This is a genomic window from Lentzea sp. NPDC042327 (assembly GCF_040647275.1).
GTDB lineage: Bacteria > Actinomycetota > Actinomycetes > Mycobacteriales > Pseudonocardiaceae > Lentzea.
The window spans coordinates 1-17,940 of sequence record NZ_JBEZBX010000022.1 but is presented as its reverse complement, the minus strand read 5'-3'; the positions used below and the strand labels follow the sequence as shown (position 1 = coordinate 17,940).

Below are 17,940 nucleotides of genomic sequence, written 5' to 3'. Positions count from 1 at the left end.
CCGGGCTCAGCGCACCTGCTCGGCCTTGAACTGCATCCGCGGCGTCGCGTAGAACTCCTGGGCCTGCACCAGGCGCAGCTCGCGCTCACCGGAGCGGTAGGTCAGGTCGATCAGGTCGAAGACGCTCGACGCGGTGCGTTCCAGCGCCAGCGCCGCGTCCTTGGTCTGGACGTAGTGGGCGGTGAACAGCGCGGCTGTGACGTCACCGGACCCGTTGGCCTTGAACGGCAGGTGCGGGGTGCTCACGAGCCACGACCCGGCGCTGTCCACGACGAGCATCTCGATCGTGCCCTCCTCCCGGTCGGGCCGCTCGACGCTGGTGACCAGCACGGTCGACGGGCCCATCGCGCGAGCGAGGTCGGCCGACGCCAGCGTCTCCTCGACGCTCGCCGGCTCGGTGCCGGTGAGGAAGCCCAGCTCGAACTGGTTCGGGGTGATGATGTCGGCCACCGGCACGACCCGGTCGCGCAGCAGCACGGGGATCTCGGGCGCGACGAAGCACCCGGACTTGGCGTTGCCCATCACCGGGTCGCACGCGTAGAGCGCCGCCGGGTTCGCCGCCTTCACCCTGCGCACCGCGTCGATGATCACGTCGGCGATGCCCGTGCCGCCCTGGTAACCGGACAGCACGGCGTCGACCTGCCCGAACACCCCGCGTTCCTCCACGCCGAGGAGGATCTCGGCCACGTCCGACGGCGGCAGGAGCGGACCGCGCCACGCGCCGTACCCGGTGTGGTTGGAGAAGTTCACCGTGGGGATCGGGACGACCTCGACCCCGAGGCGCTGCAGCGGGAACACGGCGGCGGAGTTGCCGACGTGGCCGTGGGCGACGACCGACTGGATGGACAGAACCTTCATCCGCCCACTCTAGAACGGCCACCTGACCAGCGCGGGGCTCCGGCCTGGCCGAGACGGTGTTGCGGGCGAGACGTCGGTCTCACGACGAACGCCTCCGCCCCGGCCACGGCCTGCGGGCAACGACCCGGGAGGACCTGAGCTCGGGGTCGACGGGGTCGGGCAGCTCCCTCACGGCTGCCGTTGCGCGGGGAGACGTCACCGCGGCCGTCGGGCTGATCACCCGATGCCGTGCTGCTGCAACCACATCTCCAGCACGCCGAGGTGCCACAGCTCGTTCCCGCCGGCCTTGGTGGCCTGCCCGTTCGGGTCGGCGAGCAGGCCGTCCACGTACTCGCGGCGCAGCACACCGCGTCCGCGTGCGGCGGGGGAGGTCATGGTCGAGCGCAACAGGTCGAGGACCTCACCGTCGAGCTGGATGAGGGCCGGCACCGGGAAGTAGCCCTTCTTCCGGTCGACCACGTCGTGCGGCAGCAGGTCGCGGCCGATGTCCTTGAGGATGCCCTTGCCGTCCTGGTCGGACTTCAGCTCGGGCGGGCACGCGGCGACCAGCTCCACCAGGTCCTGGTCGAGGAACGGCACCCGCGCCTCGACACCCCACGCCATCGCCATGTTGTCCACGCGCTTGACCGGGTCGTCGGGCATCAGCAGGTGCGTGTCCGTCCGCAGCACCGCGTCCAGGGCGGTGTCCGCGCCGGGGTCGGCGAGGTGGGCTGCGGCCAGGTCGCCGCTGACGTCACGGCCCAGGAGCCACTGCCGTTCCAGGACGTCCGCGAGCTCGTCGTGTTCGAGGTCGTGGAACGCCTCGCGCAGGACGTCCGCCGCCTGCCGCCGGGAAGCGCCCGCCGCAGGCTGGTGGTAGCGGTAGCCGGCGAACACCTCGTCGGCGCCCTGACCGCACTGCACGACCTTGACGTGCTGCGACACCTCGCGGCAGACCAGGTAGAACGCGGTGACGTCGTGGCTGCCCATCGGCTCGCTCATCGACCCGACGGCGTCCCGCACCGCCGCGGCGATCTGCTCGTCGCCGACGCGGAGCTGGTGGTGGTCGGTGCCGAACTTCTGCGCGATGGCGTCGGAGTAGGCGAACTCGTCGCCCTCCACGTCACCGCGGCTGGTGAACCCGATGCTGAACGTGCTCGGCCGCTGCTCCTCCGCGGCGAGAAGGGCGACCAGCAGGCTGGAGTCGAGACCGCCGGAGAGCAGGACGCCGACCTCCACGTCGGACACCGTGCGGCGGCGCACCGCGACCTGCAGCGCCTCGCGCACCGCCTGCCGCCAGTCCTGGGCCGTCCAGTCCGCGTGCTCGGGGCGCCGCGTGTACGACGGCTGCCAGTAGACGCGGTCACGCGGTTGCTGCCCGCGTTCGAACACGCGGATCGTGGCGGGCGGCAGCTTGCGCACCCCGCGCAGGACGGTGCGGGGTGCGGGCACGATCGAGTGCCACGTCAGGTAGTGGTGCAGGCCGACCGGGTCCAGCTCGGTGTCGACCCCGCCACCGGCGAGCAGCGCGGGCAGGCTGGAGGCGAACCGGGTCCGCCCCCGCATCTCGGAGACGTAGAGCGGCTTGATGCCGAGCCGGTCCCTGACCAGCAGCACCCGGTCGCGGCGGCGGTCGAACAGCGCGATGGCGAACATGCCGACCAGGTGGTCGACGAACTCCTCGCCCCAGTGGTGGTAGGCCTTGAGGATCACCTCGGTGTCGCTGGTGGAGGTGAAGCGGTACCGGCCGGACAGCTCCTCGCGCAGCTGCTCGTAGTTGTAGACGCACCCGTTGAACGCCACGGCGAGCCCGAGCTCGTCGTCCACCATGGGCTGCGCGCCGAGGTCGGACAGGTCGATGATGGACAGCCTGCGGTGCCCGAGCGCCACCCTGCCCTCCGACCACTGCCCGGCACCGTCCGGCCCGCGCGACCACATGGCCCGCGTCATGCGCTCCACCGCGCCGAGGTCCGGCCGGCCCGACTCGTCCGTGATGATCTCACCGGCGATTCCGCACATGGCCACTCCTCGGGTGTTCCGCTGACAAGGTGTCTGCCGGATACCCCGAATGCCGCTGATCATGATCCGGCTGTGGCACGGCTCGCGTGTGAGCAAGAGCACGAGCCCGTCGCCCGTTGGCAGGTTGACGCGGGCAGGCGGTGGGGTCGGCAATGGACCCATGGAACTCCCGGCCGCCGACCTCGACCAGGCGACCATCCCGCTGCTCGCACGCAGGATGGCGACCGGAGAGCTCACCTCCGCCGCCCTGACCCGCGCCTACCTGAGCCGCATCGCCGACGTGGACCGGCTCCTGCGCTCGGTGCTCGCGGTCGACCCCACGGCGGTGCGGCAGGCGGAGGAGAGCGACCGCAGGCGAACGGCCGGTCGCTCGCGCGGGCTGCTGGACGGCATTCCCGTGCTGCTCAAGGACAACATCGACACCAGCGGCCTGGCGACCACGGCCGGCTCGCGGGCCCTGCGCGTGCCACCCGCCGCCGACGCCGAGGTCGTCGTGCGGCTGCGGGCGGCGGGCGCGGTCGTGCTGGGCAAGACGAACATGACGGAGTGGGGCAACTTCCGCTCCCCGTGGGCGACGTCCGGCTGGTCGGGGGTCGGCGGGCAGACCGCCAACCCGCACGTGCTGGACCGCACCCCGTGCGGCTCGTCGTCCGGCTCGGCCGTCGCGGTGGCGGCCTCGCTGGCGCAGGTCGCGGTCGGCACCGAGACCAACGGCTCGATCGTGTCCCCGGCCGGTCACGCCGGTGTCGTGGGGTTCAAGCCCACTCCGGGCCGGGTCAGCACCGCGGGCATCGTGCCGATCACCGCCCGCAGGGACACGGCGGGCCCGATGGCGCGGCACGTCGTGGACGCCGCGATCCTGATGGCGGCCATGGCGGGCACGACCGCCGACCTCACCCCGGGCACCCTGCGCGGCGCTCGGGTCGGCGTGTGGCGCAGGACCGGCTTCGACGCCGACGTGGACCGGGTCGTGGCCGCCGCGGCCGGCGTGCTGCGCTGCGGCGGTGCCACCGTCGTCGAGGTCGACCTGCTCCACCAGGACCGCATCCAGGGCGCCGACCGTCCCGCGATGGTCGTCGAGTTCAAGCACGACCTGGAGCGGTACCTGCGGACCAGGCCCGGTGCGCCGCGCACGGTGCACGAGCTGATCGAGTTCAACGAGACCGATCCCGTCGAGCTGTCCGGGTTCGGGCAGGAGATCTTCCACGAGGCGGAGAAGACCCGCTCGCTCACCGACCCGTCCTACCTCGACCAGCGGCGCGCCGCGACGGAGTGGGCCCGCCGGTCCATCGACGAGGTGCTCACCGCAGAACGCCTGGACGTGGTCATGGCACCCACCAACGGCCCCGCGTGGAAGCCGTGCGGCAGCGACCCCGGCGGCCTGCGGACCGCGTTGCCCGCGGCCGTGGCGGGGTACCCGAACATCTCCGTCCCCGCCGGGTTCGCGGGCCCGTTGCCGATCGGGGTGTCGTTCACCGGCGGCAGCGGGGCGGACGACGCGGTGCTGCGGTTCGCGGCGGCGTTCGAGCAGGCGGCGAAGGCCCGCCGGGCACCGGGGCTGCTGCCGACGGTGCCGTGACGGCGGTGCTCAGTGCTCGAACATCCGGGTGAGGCCGGTGAGGCGCAGGAGCCGTTGCACCGGCGGGCTCGCCGAGACCAGCCGCAGCGAACCGGTCATCTCGACGGCCCTGGCCCTGCTGCGGACCAGGGCGCTCAGGCCGCTGGAGTCGCAGTAGGTGACCGCGGCGACGTTCACGACCAGGTGGTGCCGCCCCTCGTCGATCAACCGGTCCAGCTTCGCGAGCAGCGCCGCCGACCCGGCCGAGTCGAGCTGCCCCGCGACCTCCACGAAGGTCTGCGCCGCAGCCGTTCCGGTGACCCGGATCTGCACGGTGCACCACCTCCCTCCACAGTGGACCTTCGCTCAGCGCGGTGACCGGCCGGTCGGCCACCACCGGGCGTCGGTGGCCATGGGGTAACCCCGCACGACCACGGGCGCGACCTGCCGGCGCGACGCGCGCACCAGCAGACCCAGCCACAGCAACCCGATCGCGGAGATGACCGCCAACCCGGTCCACGTGACCACGGTGAACAGCTGCACCTGCGCGGGCGTCGGCTGCGGCAGGTACCCCTCCGCCAGCACCCGCTGGTCGGTCAGCACCAGCGTGATCAGCACGGCGATGGTGTTCATCGAGTCCCACAGGGCGTGCAGCAACGACACACCCAGGTACGCGGCGAGCAGGCGCCCGGTCAGCAGGAAGTGGTCGCGGGTGCTGCGGGAGAACAGCACGGCACCGAGGATCGCGGTCCACAGCCCGTGCCCGAACGGCGCGAGCAGGCCGCGCAGCAGCTCGGTGGTGACGAGGTCCAGCACCGACAGGCCGTTCTGGGTGAACAACGCCGTCAACGCGTACCCGGCCGACTCGAAGGCGGCGAACCCGAACCCTACGCTCGCGCCCAGCACCAGCCCGTCGCGCAACGACTTCTCCCGCAGGTGCCGTGTCAGCAGGGCGAGCGCACCCAGCTTCACCGCCTCCTCGATCAGGCCCACACCGGCGAACAGCCACGGCGACGGGTGCAGCAGGTAGCTCTCCAGCAGCGAGGCGCCCAGCACGCCGAGGACACCGCCGACCGCGAACGTGCGGAACACCAGCTCACCGGTGACCTCGCCGGAGTGCCGGTGCTCGAAGGCCCACGAGACGAACGTGGCCGGTACCAGGAAGCTGCCCAGCAGCACGATCGTGGGGATCAGGTTGGTGTTGCGGGTGCCGAGCGTGATCACCACGGTCGCCACCCACAGGGCCAGCCCGACCGCGAACATGCGCAGCCACGGCCGTGAGCGCTTCCCGGTGTGCTGGTCGGCTGGTCCGGTGAAGGCCACGGGCCCCGCCCTTCGTCGGTCGCGAACACCTCGACCGGCCAGGCGTGCCGGTCAGTGGTGGTCTTCCCGCGCCACGCCCGGCTAACCGCCGCCGGAGCGACGCGTGATCTCGCAGGTCCGCTTGTTTCAGTTGTGGGTAACCGGGTATGCGCCTACTGTGGGATTTACACACACAATGTGCCTGCTCTTCGGGTAGTGGTTCGGACTGAAACAGGCAGCCGGGGCCGCACAGCATTGGCCAGCAGGAAGAGCACACCCATGGTTGCTCCGTCCCACGACGATGCCGCGCCCCTCACCGTCGAGGCGCACACCCGTGACGGCGTTCCCGTCCTCGTGCTCCGCGGCGAGATCGACCTCAGCAACGAGCACTCGCTCAGCGCGCGCATCGGCGCTCAGCTCGAATCGGGTTCGCCCGCTGTCCTGCTCGACCTGCGCGGCGTGGGCTACATGGGCTCAGCGGGCCTGCGGGTCCTGGTGGAGAACAACCAGCGGGCGGAGGACATGGGCGTCCGGCTCGTGGTGGTCGCCGACCACTCGGCCGTGCTGCGCCCCATCAAGATCACCCGGCTGGACCAGGTGCTGGAGCTGCACCCGGTGTTCCCCGAGCCGCTGCACCGCGCCTGACGCGTGCCGGCTCAGGCGGAGCGGAACGGCGGCTCGCAGGTGATGTCCGCCCACACCGTTTTGCCGTGCTCGCCCGAGGTGACGCCCCAGTCCTTGGCCAGCCGGTTCACGATGACCATGCCCCGGCCCCTGTCACCACCCAGCCGCGAGGTGCCGAGCACGGGGAGCTCGGGGGAGGCGTCGTCGACCTCGACGCGCACGAGGCAGGGTTCCTCCGAGCGGTGCAGGCGCAGCACGTAGGGAATGCGCCCGTGGTCGAAGGCGTTGGCCACCAGCTCGGTGACGATCAGCTCGATGTCCCCCAGCTCGTCCTCGGTGACGTCGCGCAGCACGGCACGCGTCCAGCGCCGGGCGGACGCCAGCTCACCTCGTTGACCGGTGAGCGGCATCTCGGAGGATCTCGGGCCGTCGTCGGTCTGCTCGCTGTGCCCCACGTGCCTCACGTCCTCGTGACAGGGGACGCTCGTCCGGCGTCTCGACCCGCTCAGCCTCGGAACGTCCATCATCCCCCCGATCACCCGGCCCAGCACGACCGTTCGGAGCATCTGCGCGGTGTCGCGCAGCGCGGCTCCCACCCACCGCTCCCGCGGTCGAGGGGCTGGTCCGGTCCGATCAGGCCCGGTGCGCCCGACGGGAGGCGTACCTCCGCGCAGTCGGCGCAAAACCCGGGTTGTCACATCGGTGCCGGTGCTCACTCCTCGGACGTGAGCACCACGCTGGACGGGTCCCGGTCGGGGCGCAGCCCGCGCCACGCCGGGTGCCGCAGGCGGCCGTCCGGTGTCCACTGCCGGAACTCCACCTCGCCGACCAGGTCCGGTTCGACCCAGCGGGCGTCGCGGGCGTGCTCGCGCGGCACCCCGGCCGGGAACGGGCTGGTGGGCCGTTCCCGTCGTTCCAGCTCGCGCTGCAGGTCGGCGAGGACCGCCTGGCTGAAGCCCGTGCCCACGTGCCCCACGTACACCAGGTCACCGCGCTCGTCGTGAGCGCCGAGCAGCAGCGACCCGATCCGGCCCGCGCGGTTGCCCTGGCCCGCCCGCCAGCCGCCGATCACGACCTCCCGGGTGTGGCGGAACGGCGTTTTCACCCAGGAGGGGGACCGGCGACCGGGCTCGTAGGTGGACTTGACGCGCTTGGAGACGATCCCCTCGAACCCGTACTGGCTCGCCACGTGCAGCACGTCCGCCGGCTCGGTGTCCATGAACGTCGGCGGCACCTGGACGGCGTGGTTGCCGGGCAGGGCCAGTTCGGTCAGCTTCGCCCGCCGCACGTGGTAGGGCGTGGCCAGCAGCGACCGGCCGTCCAGCTGGAGCAGGTCGAACACGAAGTAGGCGATCCGCGGCCGGGTGTGCCGCAGCTCACGGACGCCGGGCGCGACCTTGTCCCGCTGCTGGAGCAGCCCGAAGCTGGGCCGCCCCTCGTCGTCCAGCGCCACGATCTCGCCGTCGAGCACGGCCGTCCGGTGCTGAAGGAGGTCGGGCAGGACGGTCAGCTCGGGGAACCGGCCGATGAAGTCCAGGTCGTTGCGGCTGTAGACCCGCACGTCACGGCCCTGGCAGTGCGCGACACCCCGGTAACCGTCCCACTTGAACTCGACGGCCCAGCCCTCGCTGCCGGGCGGGTCACCCGGTGTGGCCAGCATCGGGCGGATGACTTCCAGCGGCTCGCCCGCGGGTGCGGCGCTTCCCACCCGGCCACCTCCTCGGTCCGCCCACTGCCGTAGTCATGGTCGGTGAGAATCGCCCAGCTCGCAGGGCGACGCCGCGCTTCGTAAGATCGGCGGAACGGAACGACTGCGAATGACCAGGTGAGGTGTTCAGTGACATCGGACGAGACGACGTCGACGGCCAGCATGAAGACCAGCGACCACGACGGTGTGCTCGTCGCTGTCATCACCGGCGAGCTCGACATGGTCAGCGTCGACGAGGTGGGCGCGGAGCTGTTCGAGCACCTGGACAAGCGCCCGGCCGGCATGGTGGTGGAGCTGGCCGTCGACTTCATGGGCTCGTCCGCGCTGTCGGTGCTGCTCAAGCTGCACGCACGGGCGCAGAGCGACGGGGTGGGCTTCGCGATCGTGGCCGCGCAGGCAGCGGCACAGCGTCCGCTGATGGCCAGCGCGCTGAGCCAGGTGCTGCCGATGGCCCAGTCGACGGAGGAGGCCCTGAAGATGGTGCGCAAGGAACCGCAGCCGAGCCAGCCGGCCGAGTGACCCGGCGCCGCACGTCGCCGCGGAGGTGGAGCCGGGTCCACCTCCGTCCCGGTGGCTGATGCGGTGGAGGGCCTCGAACCTCGGCCCTGGGGACGCGCTTCACCGACGCGCAGCTGCTCGGGCATGCGTACGAACAGCCGACTCGCGCGGAAGGCTCCGCGTCACCTGCCGATGACCCGCTGAACCGGGCGATCTTGAACGCGAAGGCGACCACGTTGTGGCCCCCAGGCCATCCGGGCCGGAGATCGGTGGTCGTGGTTCAGAAGACGTCCGACTCCTGCCACTGCACACAGGTGGGGCGCATGCCGGTTTCAGCGAGCTCTTCCAGTGCCTCGCGCAACTGCTCCCACGCGATGGCAGCGTCGGCCGGGAACCGCGTTCGGGTGTCGAAGTCCACGAACAGCTCGGGTTCGTGATCGTTCACCGAACGGGCAGCCCGTGCGTACGAGCCCTTCGTCACCCAGGCTCGCATCACACCTTCAGCTGTTCCGCCAGCGGTGTCGTACCGCCGGGGGAGCTCGTGTGCTCGGTTGTCGGTCGGCAGGAAGTCGGTCGTTCCCATCGTGTGGATCGCTGCGATGCGATGGGGCACGTCGAGGTCGAACTTGAGCTGGTGGTCCGGCAGGTCCAGGGGACCGCCGAGCGTGGGACGGTCCTTCACGCAGACCACCGTGGGGTGGAACTGCCTGTGCGCGATCACCTCGTCCAAGACGCGTTCGAGATCAGCGCTCGACTCCACGGTGACGGGATCGTCCGCGTCGTTCGTGTCGGTGAAGTACCAGAAGTTGAGAGCGTGCCTCACCTTGAGCTCCTGCCGTGGAAAGGTCGACGTGCTCGCCGGTGGCGACCCTATCCAGGCCAGTCGGTGGGAACCCTCGGCTCGCAGGTGCTCAGCGATCGCTTGATGCTCGCCCTGCGCGTCCGAGCTGCTTTGAACCACGTCGAAGTTGCCGTGAACGGGCACCGCCTTGCATGACCTCCGTCAGCGACTCCGCCGCCCCGTGAGCGAGCTGGCTCGCCTGCACCAAAGCCGCGGTCACCTCGTCGGCCTTGCTCACCACCCGATCCAACTCGGCGGCGACCTCGTCCAACTTCGCCACGTGTGCCCCGTTCCCTTTCGGGCATCGTGGCACGGAGCGCCGGCAGTCGGCTCACCTCAAGAGCTGATCGGGCTTGGTCGTCGGGCATTGGGACGCCACCCGGACTCCGCGCGGGTCCTTCCTCAAGAAGATGCGGCCGACAGTCAGATCACACGTCGTTGCACCGCGCCTGCGTGAACTGCAGGTACCCGGACAGCTTGCCCGAACTGTCCACGCGACCCTGGCAGTCGATCGACCGGAACCCGTTGAACACGGTGTGCTCGCTGTCAGCCCAGTACTGGTAGAGGCAGGCGTACCCGCTCTTGCACATCGGAATCGCCTGCGCCTGTCCGGTGGGCACCAGCACGACACCGAGCGCGGTAGCGGCGACCAGCAGCATGCGACGGATCACGATCGCATCCCTCCCCCTGACGTTTTCCCTCCCAGCAGGGTCCCACCGCGAGCACGGGGTGAACACCACCGAGCGGGCCTCAGGGCGTTGCTGCGGCAGGTTCAGTCCGATGGGGTGGGGCAGTGCGGCGATCGGAGCCGGTGGAGCAGGCTCCACCACGAATGATCAGGCTGTCTGCATGGTTCGAGTCCACTGTGAACGGACAGGATTGGCCTTGTTCGCGTTACTCGGATGAAGGAAGAGCATGTCGAGACTGAAGTCCGTGCGCCGTGGAGCGGTCCGGGTGGCCGGGGTCGTGCTGATGGGTGCGTTCGCCGCAACGGCGATGACCGGCACCGCCGGCGCGATCATCAACGGGAAGGACTCCACCGAGAGGTACCCGTTCATGGCCTCGATCCCGTTGTCGGTGCCCAGTGCGGGCAACATCAAGGGGGTCTGCGGGGCTTCGCTGGTCCACCCGCGGTGGGTGGTGACGGCGGCGCACTGCGTCGACCAGGACACCGGTGCGGTGCTGGACGGGACCGTGCGCGTCGGCAGCGAGCGGCGGACGTCCGGGGGCACCGTCCGGAACATCGAGCGCGTGGTGCGCCACCCCGGTTACGAGGTGGCGCCGGGCATGCGGCCCAACCGCAACGACATCGCGCTGATCCGCCTCGACCGGCCCGTGACCCAGCGGCCGATCCGGATCGCCGACCGCGCCGGTGCGCCCGGCACTCCGACCCGGCTGCTGGGGTTCGGCACCACGGTCGAGGGAGCCGGTCCGGCGGAGTGGAAGTTCGCTGAACGGTTGCAGCAGCTCGACACCCGTCGTGGTGCCGAGTCCGAGTGCGCGCCCGGCTTCGCGGACCGGACCCGGCTGTGCACGGTCAGCCGCAAACCGGGTGCCATGGCGTGCTCCGGCGACTCCGGTGGGCCGCAGGTGCAGCGCGGCAAGTGGGGGCGGTGGGAGCTGATCGGCGTCACCTCCGGACCCGGTGACGAGGACGTGCCCTGCGCCAACGGTCCTGGCCTGTACACGAACGCGACCGCGTACGCGGGCTGGATCCAGAAGACGATCAGCACCAACCGCTGATCCGGCACCGGGTGCCGCCACCGTCCCCTCACACGGCGGCACCCGGTGTTCCGCGGCCGGCGATGCCGCGCTGAAGTGCAAGAGCTGCAACGGCTCCAGCAGCCCGGACGGCAGGGGGAACGCTCAGGCCGGGATGGGGAGGCGCGCCCAGACGATCTTGAGGTCGTCCTCGACGCGCACACCCCAGTCGGTGCAGAGCCGCTCGACGATCTGCATGCCGTGCCCGCGGTACGGGCCGATGCTGGACATGCCGACCACCGGCGTGCGGCTGACCGTGGCGTCGCAGGCCTCGACGACGAGCTCCGCGCCGCGGTCGGGGTGTTCCTCCCTGCGCAGCACCAGCCGGCGGGGGTCGTCGGCGTGGTCGCACGCGTTGGCCGCCAGCTCGGTGGCGACCAGCTGCACGTCCACCACGAAGTCCTCGTCGTGGGCGGCCAGCGCCTCGGCGATGCGTTCCCGCACCACCGACAGGTTGTCGCAGCTCAACGACGTGTTGATGGCCACCTCACCGGTGGTCTCGCCGGGGGTGGCGTGGCTCTCCCCGCGGGTGCCGGCCGCGGCCTGGTGGGCGAGGTTCGCCGTCGCGATCGCCGACGTGTACGGCTTGGCCCGGCCCTCGTCGGGGCGTCGGCTGGCATCGGCGTGCGCGGTACGTTGCTCGGTCACCCCGACCGGATGCCCACAGCGGCGGCCGGTTACACGGCGAGCACTTCGAACGGGCGACATCCCGGTTCAGTCCACAGTGGACTGAGATCAGCGCGGTGCCGCGGAGGCCCGCAGGGCCGCGGCCAGCCATTCGAACGGGAAGTGCTCGGGTTCCGCGCCGTTCACGGTACCGACCAGCGCCATGTACCGGTCGAACGGCCCCTCCGGGTCCGGTGGGGTGCGCTCCCACTCCGCGCCCGCGAGCATGTGGTCGGCGGTCTGGAGGCGGAACTCCGGCGTGTCCGGTGTGCGGGGGACGTCCGCCACCGCGAAGACGCCGGTCAGCCACTCGATCCAGCGGTCGGCGACGTCCAGCCCCCGCGGCGAGTCCGGTGGCACGCCCTCCCGTGCCGCGTCCATCGCCGCCTGGCCGATCGGCGTGGCCTCCTCGAAGGCCTCCAGCATCGGCGCCGAGGACATCACCGGTCCCGCGCCGGTGGTGCAGACCTCGTGCAGCTCACGGCGCAGGGCCTGCCGGACGTCACCGTCGCGCACCAGCTCCGCCAGCTCGATCCACGCCTCCAGCTGGGCTGCGGTGGGGTGGTCGGGCAGCACCGGCCGGGCCGCCCGCCACCACTCGACCATGCGCTCCGGTGCCTCCCAGCCCGTGGTGACCTCGGTCCAGAACTCGTCCACGAGCCGGTCGCGCTCCTCGTCCGACATCCCCACCAGCCGGTGCATCAACGTCGCCTGCTCCGCGGTCGAGTCCTGCCGCAGGATGGCCGACAGCACCGCGCGCCGGCTGCGCAACCGTGCTTCGTGCCCCTCCAGCAGGGTCAGGTGGGTGGCGGCCAGGTCGCGCAACGTGGCCTCACCGGCCAGCACCCGGCGGATCTCGTCGAGGCCCGCGTCGAGCTCGCGCAGCGTCCTGACCAGTTCGAGGCGGGCGATGGCCGACACGTCGTACAGGCGGTGCCCGGCCGGCGTGCTCGCGGCGGGGGAGACGACACCGGCGTCCGCGTAGTACCGGACCGCGCTGACGCTCAGGCCCGTCCGCCGTGCGACGTCACCGATCGGGTACAGCTCGTCCATGTCCATGACGATCACTATGCGATCTCAAGCGGCTTGAGGTGCAACCCCGCGCCCGGACCGGTCCGTAAGGTCCGCTGCATGACGAACAGCCCCTACGAGGTTCTGGCCGGTCTGCTGCGCGACCAGGAGGCGAGCGGCGCGGACCTGTACGCCGCCGCGTGCGAGGTGCGGGAGTGCTTCGTGCGCAGCGAACACCTCATCGGACTGTTGCCCGCGGACGCGCCGCGGCTGCTGACGGCGGGACTCACGCGGGCGGGCCGCGCCGGTGTGGTGGAGGCGTGGCTCGAGCTCGGCCGGCTGCTCGCGCACGGCGCGGCACCGTGGGCGCCGTACCCGGAACAGGACGTCCCGGCGTCGATCGAGGCGTACCGCGAGGCCGACCGCGCGGGCTCGCTCGCCGGTGCGCTCGGGTGGGTCCGGATCGCGTACTTCGCGACCAGCGCTGAGCACGAGCAGGACGCGGCCCGGCGGCTCGACGAGCTGCTGGCGGAGCACCCGGCGGACCCGGACGTCCTGCTGCTGTCCGGTTACCTGCGCTTCCGCGGCTACGGTCACCCGGCCGACCCCGCGGCAGCCGTGCCGTTCCACCGGGCGGCCGCCGAGCACGGCAGCGGTGACGCGGCGTTCGAGCTGAGCGTGCTGCACGCGACGGGGACGGGCGTGCCGGCGGACGACGACGAGTCGATGCGGTGGACCATGCGCGCGGCCGAGCTGGGCAGCGTGCGGGCCATGGGCAACCTCGGCTACTACTACGCGACCGGCCGCGGCGTCGAGCACGACCCCGCGAAGGCCCTCGACTGGTACGGCAAGGCCGCCGACGCGGGCCACGGGAAGAGCGCTTACACCGCGGGCGTCATGTGCCTGACCGGCGACGGGGGCCTGCCCGTGGACGAGCGCCGGGCGGCGGAGTTCTTCGACCTGGCCGAGGAGCTCGGTGTCGACGTGGACGACCACCTGGACGCGATGGGCCTGTCCCGCGCCTGACCCGGCGGGCCGGCGCGGCCGGTCCTACGGTTCTGGCATCCCCGTTGCCGTCCTGATCGGAGTCACCATGCGAAGGCGACTCACCCGCACCGCACTCGCGGGTCTGCTGGGCGTCACCAGCGCGCTCGGGAGCACCGCGGTCGCGGACGAGGACACCGCGCGCTACGTGGTGCTGCTCAGGAACACGCCAGCGCTGCCCGGCGTCGTGCACACGGCGACCGTCCTCGGGGGAGTGGTCCACAGGCGGTTCGACGCCCTCGGCGCGTTCTCCGCCGATCTGACGCCCGCGGACGTCGACCGGCTGCGCCAGGACCCGGCCGTCGCGCTGGTGCAGGAGAACCGGGTGCACCGCGTGGAGACCGCCCCCGCGGCCGCTCCCGCCGCCGTGCCGTGGCACACCGACCGCGTCGACCAGCGCGGCCTGCCCCTCGACGGCACCTTCGCCCCCGGTGGCACGGGAGCCGGCGTCGACGTGTACGTCGTCGACAGCGGGGTGCGCACCACGCACGCCGAGTTCGAGGGACGCGCGGAGAGCGCGTACAACGCGGTCGCGGACGGCAACGGCGACACCGACTGCGCCGGCCACGGCACGTTCGTCGCGAGCCACGTCGCGGGCCGGACGTACGGCGTGGCCAAGAAGGCGAACATCAAGGCGGTCCGCGTCCTCGGGTGCGACAACTCCGGCACGACCGAGGACATGGCCGACGGGATGAACTGGACGGCGCTCAACGCGCCGCGCGGCTCGGTGGTCAACGTCAGCCTGCAGAGCTCGCACGGCAACACCGACACCGTCCTCGACGCCGCGGCGGGGAAGCTGGTGGACAACGGGATGCTGGTGGTGCTGATCGCGGGCAACTTCGCCAGGGGCGACTGCCGGAACTCGCCGAAGGACCCGCGCGCGATCACCATGGGCGCCACCACGCGGACCGACTCGCGCAACACCGGCACCAACGCGTCCAGCTACGGCAGCTGCGTGACGGCGTTCGCGCCGGGTGCCGACGTCACCGGCGCCGGCAGCTCGGGTGACACGGCCGTGCTGAGCGGCTGGTACGGCACGTCGTTCGCCGCTCCGCTGGCCGCGGGCGCGGTCGCCATCGCCAAGGAGGCCGACCCGGACCTCACCCTGGAGCAGGCCGTGCGGCTGGTCGTCGACCGGTCGACGAAGGGCGTGCTGACCGACGTCGGCACCGGCTCGCCGAACCGGTTGCTCTACGCCGGGTCCTGATCGGACCGCCTGCCCTTCCCCGTGCCGGTCCCCGCCCACTACGGTGGCCGGTCACGGCTGCCACGCCGGGTGGGGCCGCATCGGAACGGGGGTTCTGATGGGTGTGGACGAACTCGGCGACGCACTGAGGTACGGGCCGTTCCACCGAGCGCTGCGGGTGGCGATCGACCGCCGCGGCCTGTCGCTGTCCCGGTTGCGCGCGCACCTGGCGCGGATGGACCTGGCCGTCGCCGAGTCGACCCTGAGCTACTGGCAACGCGGGATGCGCCGGCCGGAGGGACCGCGTGCGTTCGCGTTGATCAGGGGGCTCGAGTCCGTGTTGGACCTCGCCCCGGACTCGCTGACGACCCTCGTGGGCCCGCGGGACCACCCGGTGCGGGTGCCGACGACGTCGTTCATCGAGCTGTCACCGCTCGGGCCGACCACGACCGAGCTGCTGGCGAGCCTGCTCGACGACCCGGCCCGGTGCAACGCGGGGCTGGAGGTCGCGCTCACCCAGGAACGGGTCGTGCTGGGCGACCGCGGTGAGCAGCAGGACGTGACGACCCGGATCGTGCTCACCGCCGGCAACCCGGGCCCGACCCGGTACCTGGCCATCTACCACGGCGACGACGACTGCGACATCGAACGGGCGAGCGTCGTCGCCGGAGACGGGTGCCGGATCGGGCGGGTGCGCCGGGCCGACCGCTCGATGGTGTTCGAGCTGCTGTTCGACCGCAGCCTCGACGAGGGCGAGACGGCCGTCGTCAGCTACACGGTCAACGACCGGTCGGGCACGCCGTGTCCCGGTTACACGCGGATGTTCCGCGACGGCGCCGGTCCGTACCTGCTGCAGGTGGCGATGACCGCGGAGGCGCTGCCGAGCAGGTGCACGCGGGTGCTGGGCACGCGCGAGCACCAGCCGCCGGTGGAGGTCACCGACCTGATCTGCGACCGCGCGCTGGTCGCGAGCGCGTTCTTCCCCGTCGTCCACCGCGGTGTCGCCGGCATCGCCCTGGAGTGGCGCTGACCGGGTTCGCGGAAACATTCACACCGCCGTGGCGGAAGCCGACGTTCGCGTTGTGAACGGTCGCGCCGCCCGCGCACCGATCTTGTGCCCGTCCCCGCCTCGTGGCCATCGTTCGGCTGTGCCCGGAACTCACCGGGGAACACCCTCGACGTCCACGAAAGGAGGGCCCGTGAGCACCCTGCGCCCACGAGCTCTTGCCGCGGTCGCGGCGGTGGCGGCGGGATGGCTGCTCGTGCAGCCCGTCGCCACCGCGGCGCCCGACGTCTCCGCCCTCGGCCGTCTCAACTTCACCATGCAGGCCCAGGAGCAGACCCAGTGGTGCTGGGCCGCCGCCGGCACCAGCATCGCCCGCTACCACGGCACCTCGGTGACCCAGACGCGGTTCTGCCAGCTCGCCCACGACGAGTCGGGCACGAGCTGCCGCAACAACCAGGGCGACCTCGGCGAGGTCCGCGAGGCGTTCTACGACCTCGGCTACTCCTCGCCGGGCAGCTACCTGTCGGGCACCGTCACGTTCGCGTCCATCCGCGACCAGATCGACCGCGAGCAGCCGATCGAGACCCGCATCCTGTGGTCCTCCGGCGGCGGCCACATGCACGCCGTCTACGGCTACGAGGTCGACAGCAGCAACCGCCAGTGGGTCAACTGGGCCGACCCGTGGGGCAGCAACACCCGCTACAACCGCTCCACCTACAGCAGCTACCGCTCGAACACCTCGTTCACCTGGACGCACACGCTGACGGGCATCAACCGGTGAGGACGGCCATGAACACCCGCAACCTCACGGCCGCGGCGGTGCTGTCGGTCGTCGTCCTGCTCGCCGCGGGACCGTCGGCCCACGCGGACGAGGCGGTGTCGGCCGCCGACCTCCAGGCGGCACGGGCGGCCGCCACGGAGCAGTCCACCGTGGACGCCGTCGCGGACTTCCTCGGTGACCTGCGCGGCAAGGGCGCGGCGACCGTTGCCGTGCGGGACGGCGTCGTCCCGGTGTACACGCTCTCGCCGGAGTTCGTCTCCGGTGCCAGGGACGCGCAACCGGGCAAGCTCGCCTACGTGGCGGTGCCCGCGTCGTCGAGCGACGGTCAGACCTCGACCATCCAGACCGTGCGCGGCGCGGACGGCCGGTGGTCCGTGGCCAACCTGGCCTCCGGTGACCAGGAGTCCACACTGGCCGCGAAGCTGCCCGCCGGTGCCACCCTGCTGCACGAACCGCAGGTCAACGCCTGGTACGCGCAGAAGGGCACGCGGCTGACCGTGCTCGACGCCGGTGGCAGCGGTCGTCGTGCGGGGGAGCGGCTGACGGTCGCCGAGTACCAGCGGGCGGTGGCGAAGGCGTACGGCGGCAAGCAGAGCGGGTCCGCCTACGCCGCCCAGGGCCTCGCGGGTGGCTTCGGTCCGCAGTCCGGTGAGGACTCCGTGCTGCCGCTCGTCGGCCTCGGTGCGCTGGCACTGCTGGGATCGGCGGCGTTCGCGCTGCGCGTGGCTCGGCGCGACTGACGGGCCGATGGGGTGCCGCGCAGCCGCGGCACCCCGTTCCTCAGGCCTTGGGGTCGGAGGGCTTGCCGGCCAGCTCACCCGCGGTGTCCTCGGCGCTGATGCCTTCGGAGACATGCGCCCTGCGGCGTGCGTTCTCCAGGGCCACGGTCTCTTCGACCGGGTCCGGCGACCACGTGCTGCCCGCGACCGGGTGCCCGGCCGAACCGAGCTTGTTCATCTTCTTCGGCACCGACGCGCCCTGATAGGCCAGGGGGATCGGGTGGCCGTGGTCGTCCACCGGGCCCAGCGGCTGGTGGACCTCGATGAACTCACCGTGCGGCAACCGCTTGATGATGCCGGTCTCCACACCGTGCTCCAG

19 protein-coding genes and 1 pseudogene are annotated in these 17,940 nt (G+C 71.8%); 9 read left to right on the top strand and 11 right to left on the bottom strand.

Going from position 1 to position 17,940, the window contains the following annotated elements:
- Nucleotides 1-6 precede the first annotated feature (6 nt).
- Both pdxY and AB0A63_RS36675 read right to left on the bottom strand, forming a co-directional pair.
- Nucleotides 7-858: a pyridoxal kinase PdxY gene (pdxY, locus tag AB0A63_RS36680; RefSeq protein ID WP_360399972.1), complete on the bottom strand. Its 852-nt coding sequence runs from the start codon at nucleotides 856-858 to the stop codon at nucleotides 7-9.
- A 216-nt stretch (nucleotides 859-1,074) separates the two neighbouring features.
- The gene (locus tag AB0A63_RS36675; protein ID WP_360399969.1) at nucleotides 1,075-2,856 is read right to left on the bottom strand and encodes an N-acetylglutaminylglutamine amidotransferase; all 1,782 of its coding nucleotides are present in this window, start codon (nucleotides 2,854-2,856) and stop codon (nucleotides 1,075-1,077) included.
- Nucleotides 2,857-3,016: 160 nt separating this feature from the next.
- Between AB0A63_RS36675 and AB0A63_RS36670 the strand changes: the two genes are divergently transcribed.
- Entirely contained in the window at nucleotides 3,017-4,435 is a 1,419-nt protein-coding gene (locus AB0A63_RS36670; protein ID WP_360399966.1) for an amidase family protein, read from the top strand.
- 9 nt (nucleotides 4,436-4,444) lie between these two features.
- Here AB0A63_RS36670 and AB0A63_RS36665 read toward each other — a convergent pair whose 3' ends face one another.
- Both AB0A63_RS36665 and AB0A63_RS36660 read right to left on the bottom strand, forming a co-directional pair.
- A complete protein-coding gene (locus AB0A63_RS36665) occupies nucleotides 4,445-4,747 on the bottom strand; it encodes an STAS domain-containing protein (RefSeq protein WP_360399963.1) in 303 nt (100 codons plus the stop codon).
- Nucleotides 4,748-4,780: 33 nt separating this feature from the next.
- A complete protein-coding gene (locus AB0A63_RS36660) occupies nucleotides 4,781-5,737 on the bottom strand; it encodes a PrsW family glutamic-type intramembrane protease (protein ID WP_360399960.1) in 957 nt (318 codons plus the stop codon).
- Between the two features lie 258 nt (nucleotides 5,738-5,995).
- Between AB0A63_RS36660 and AB0A63_RS36655 the strand changes: the two genes are divergently transcribed.
- A complete protein-coding gene (locus AB0A63_RS36655) occupies nucleotides 5,996-6,361 on the top strand; it encodes an STAS domain-containing protein (protein WP_360399957.1) in 366 nt (121 codons plus the stop codon).
- An 11-nt stretch (nucleotides 6,362-6,372) separates the two neighbouring features.
- On the opposite strand, the gene AB0A63_RS36650 is transcribed toward AB0A63_RS36655, so the two are convergent.
- Nucleotides 6,373-6,936 (bottom strand): ATP-binding protein, encoded by a 564-nt coding sequence (locus AB0A63_RS36650; RefSeq protein ID WP_360399954.1) that lies wholly within the window; start codon nucleotides 6,934-6,936, stop codon nucleotides 6,373-6,375.
- Between the two features lie 116 nt (nucleotides 6,937-7,052).
- Complete coding sequence (gene ligD, locus AB0A63_RS36645) at nucleotides 7,053-8,048, bottom strand: non-homologous end-joining DNA ligase (RefSeq protein ID WP_360399951.1); 996 nt, start codon at nucleotides 8,046-8,048, stop codon at nucleotides 7,053-7,055.
- Nucleotides 8,049-8,177: 129 nt separating this feature from the next.
- Here ligD and AB0A63_RS36640 point away from each other — a divergent pair, with 129 nt between their 5' ends.
- Complete coding sequence (locus AB0A63_RS36640) at nucleotides 8,178-8,567, top strand: STAS domain-containing protein (protein WP_360399948.1); 390 nt, start codon at nucleotides 8,178-8,180, stop codon at nucleotides 8,565-8,567.
- Between the two features lie 259 nt (nucleotides 8,568-8,826).
- Here AB0A63_RS36640 and AB0A63_RS36635 read toward each other — a convergent pair whose 3' ends face one another.
- Together AB0A63_RS36635 and AB0A63_RS36630 are read right to left on the bottom strand one after the other, a co-directional pair.
- Nucleotides 8,827-9,369 carry an Imm1 family immunity protein gene (locus AB0A63_RS36635; RefSeq protein WP_360399945.1) on the bottom strand — a complete coding sequence of 181 codons (543 nt, stop codon included), beginning with the start codon at nucleotides 9,367-9,369 and terminating at the stop codon, nucleotides 8,827-8,829.
- Nucleotides 9,370-9,815: 446 nt separating this feature from the next.
- On the bottom strand, nucleotides 9,816-10,058 hold the full coding sequence (locus tag AB0A63_RS36630) for a hypothetical protein (protein WP_360399942.1): 243 nt from the start codon (nucleotides 10,056-10,058) through the stop codon (nucleotides 9,816-9,818).
- A 244-nt stretch (nucleotides 10,059-10,302) separates the two neighbouring features.
- On the opposite strand from AB0A63_RS36630, the gene AB0A63_RS36625 reads away from it, so the two are divergent.
- A complete protein-coding gene (locus tag AB0A63_RS36625) occupies nucleotides 10,303-11,130 on the top strand; it encodes a serine protease (protein WP_360399939.1) in 828 nt (275 codons plus the stop codon).
- 123 nt (nucleotides 11,131-11,253) lie between these two features.
- Here AB0A63_RS36625 and AB0A63_RS36620 read toward each other — a convergent pair whose 3' ends face one another.
- Together AB0A63_RS36620 and AB0A63_RS36615 are read right to left on the bottom strand one after the other, a co-directional pair.
- A complete protein-coding gene (locus AB0A63_RS36620; RefSeq protein ID WP_360399936.1) occupies nucleotides 11,254-11,796 on the bottom strand; it encodes an ATP-binding protein in 543 nt (180 codons plus the stop codon).
- An 87-nt stretch (nucleotides 11,797-11,883) separates the two neighbouring features.
- Entirely contained in the window at nucleotides 11,884-12,873 is a 990-nt protein-coding gene (locus AB0A63_RS36615) for a MerR family transcriptional regulator (protein WP_360399933.1), read from the bottom strand.
- Between the two features lie 72 nt (nucleotides 12,874-12,945).
- On the opposite strand from AB0A63_RS36615, the gene AB0A63_RS36610 reads away from it, so the two are divergent.
- The 5 genes from AB0A63_RS36610 to AB0A63_RS36590 all read left to right on the top strand — a co-directional run bounded on the left by AB0A63_RS36610 (nucleotide 12,946) and on the right by AB0A63_RS36590 (nucleotide 17,582).
- Nucleotides 12,946-13,851, top strand: coding sequence for a tetratricopeptide repeat protein (locus tag AB0A63_RS36610; protein ID WP_360399930.1), 906 nt, complete (start codon nucleotides 12,946-12,948; stop codon nucleotides 13,849-13,851).
- Between the two features lie 67 nt (nucleotides 13,852-13,918).
- Nucleotides 13,919-15,076: a S8 family peptidase gene (locus AB0A63_RS36605; protein ID WP_360399927.1), complete on the top strand. Its 1,158-nt coding sequence runs from the start codon at nucleotides 13,919-13,921 to the stop codon at nucleotides 15,074-15,076.
- Between the two features lie 97 nt (nucleotides 15,077-15,173).
- Nucleotides 15,174-16,085: a hypothetical protein gene (locus AB0A63_RS36600; protein WP_360399924.1), complete on the top strand. Its 912-nt coding sequence runs from the start codon at nucleotides 15,174-15,176 to the stop codon at nucleotides 16,083-16,085.
- A 169-nt stretch (nucleotides 16,086-16,254) separates the two neighbouring features.
- Entirely contained in the window at nucleotides 16,255-16,842 is a 588-nt protein-coding gene (locus AB0A63_RS36595) for a papain-like cysteine protease family protein (RefSeq protein WP_360399921.1), read from the top strand.
- Between the two features lie 8 nt (nucleotides 16,843-16,850).
- Nucleotides 16,851-17,582 carry a hypothetical protein gene (locus AB0A63_RS36590; RefSeq protein WP_360399918.1) on the top strand — a complete coding sequence of 244 codons (732 nt, stop codon included), beginning with the start codon at nucleotides 16,851-16,853 and terminating at the stop codon, nucleotides 17,580-17,582.
- 40 nt (nucleotides 17,583-17,622) lie between these two features.
- Here the strand turns inward: AB0A63_RS36590 and AB0A63_RS36585 are convergent.
- Nucleotides 17,623-17,940 (bottom strand): annotated as a pseudogene (locus tag AB0A63_RS36585) (cytochrome b); the annotation flags it as partial.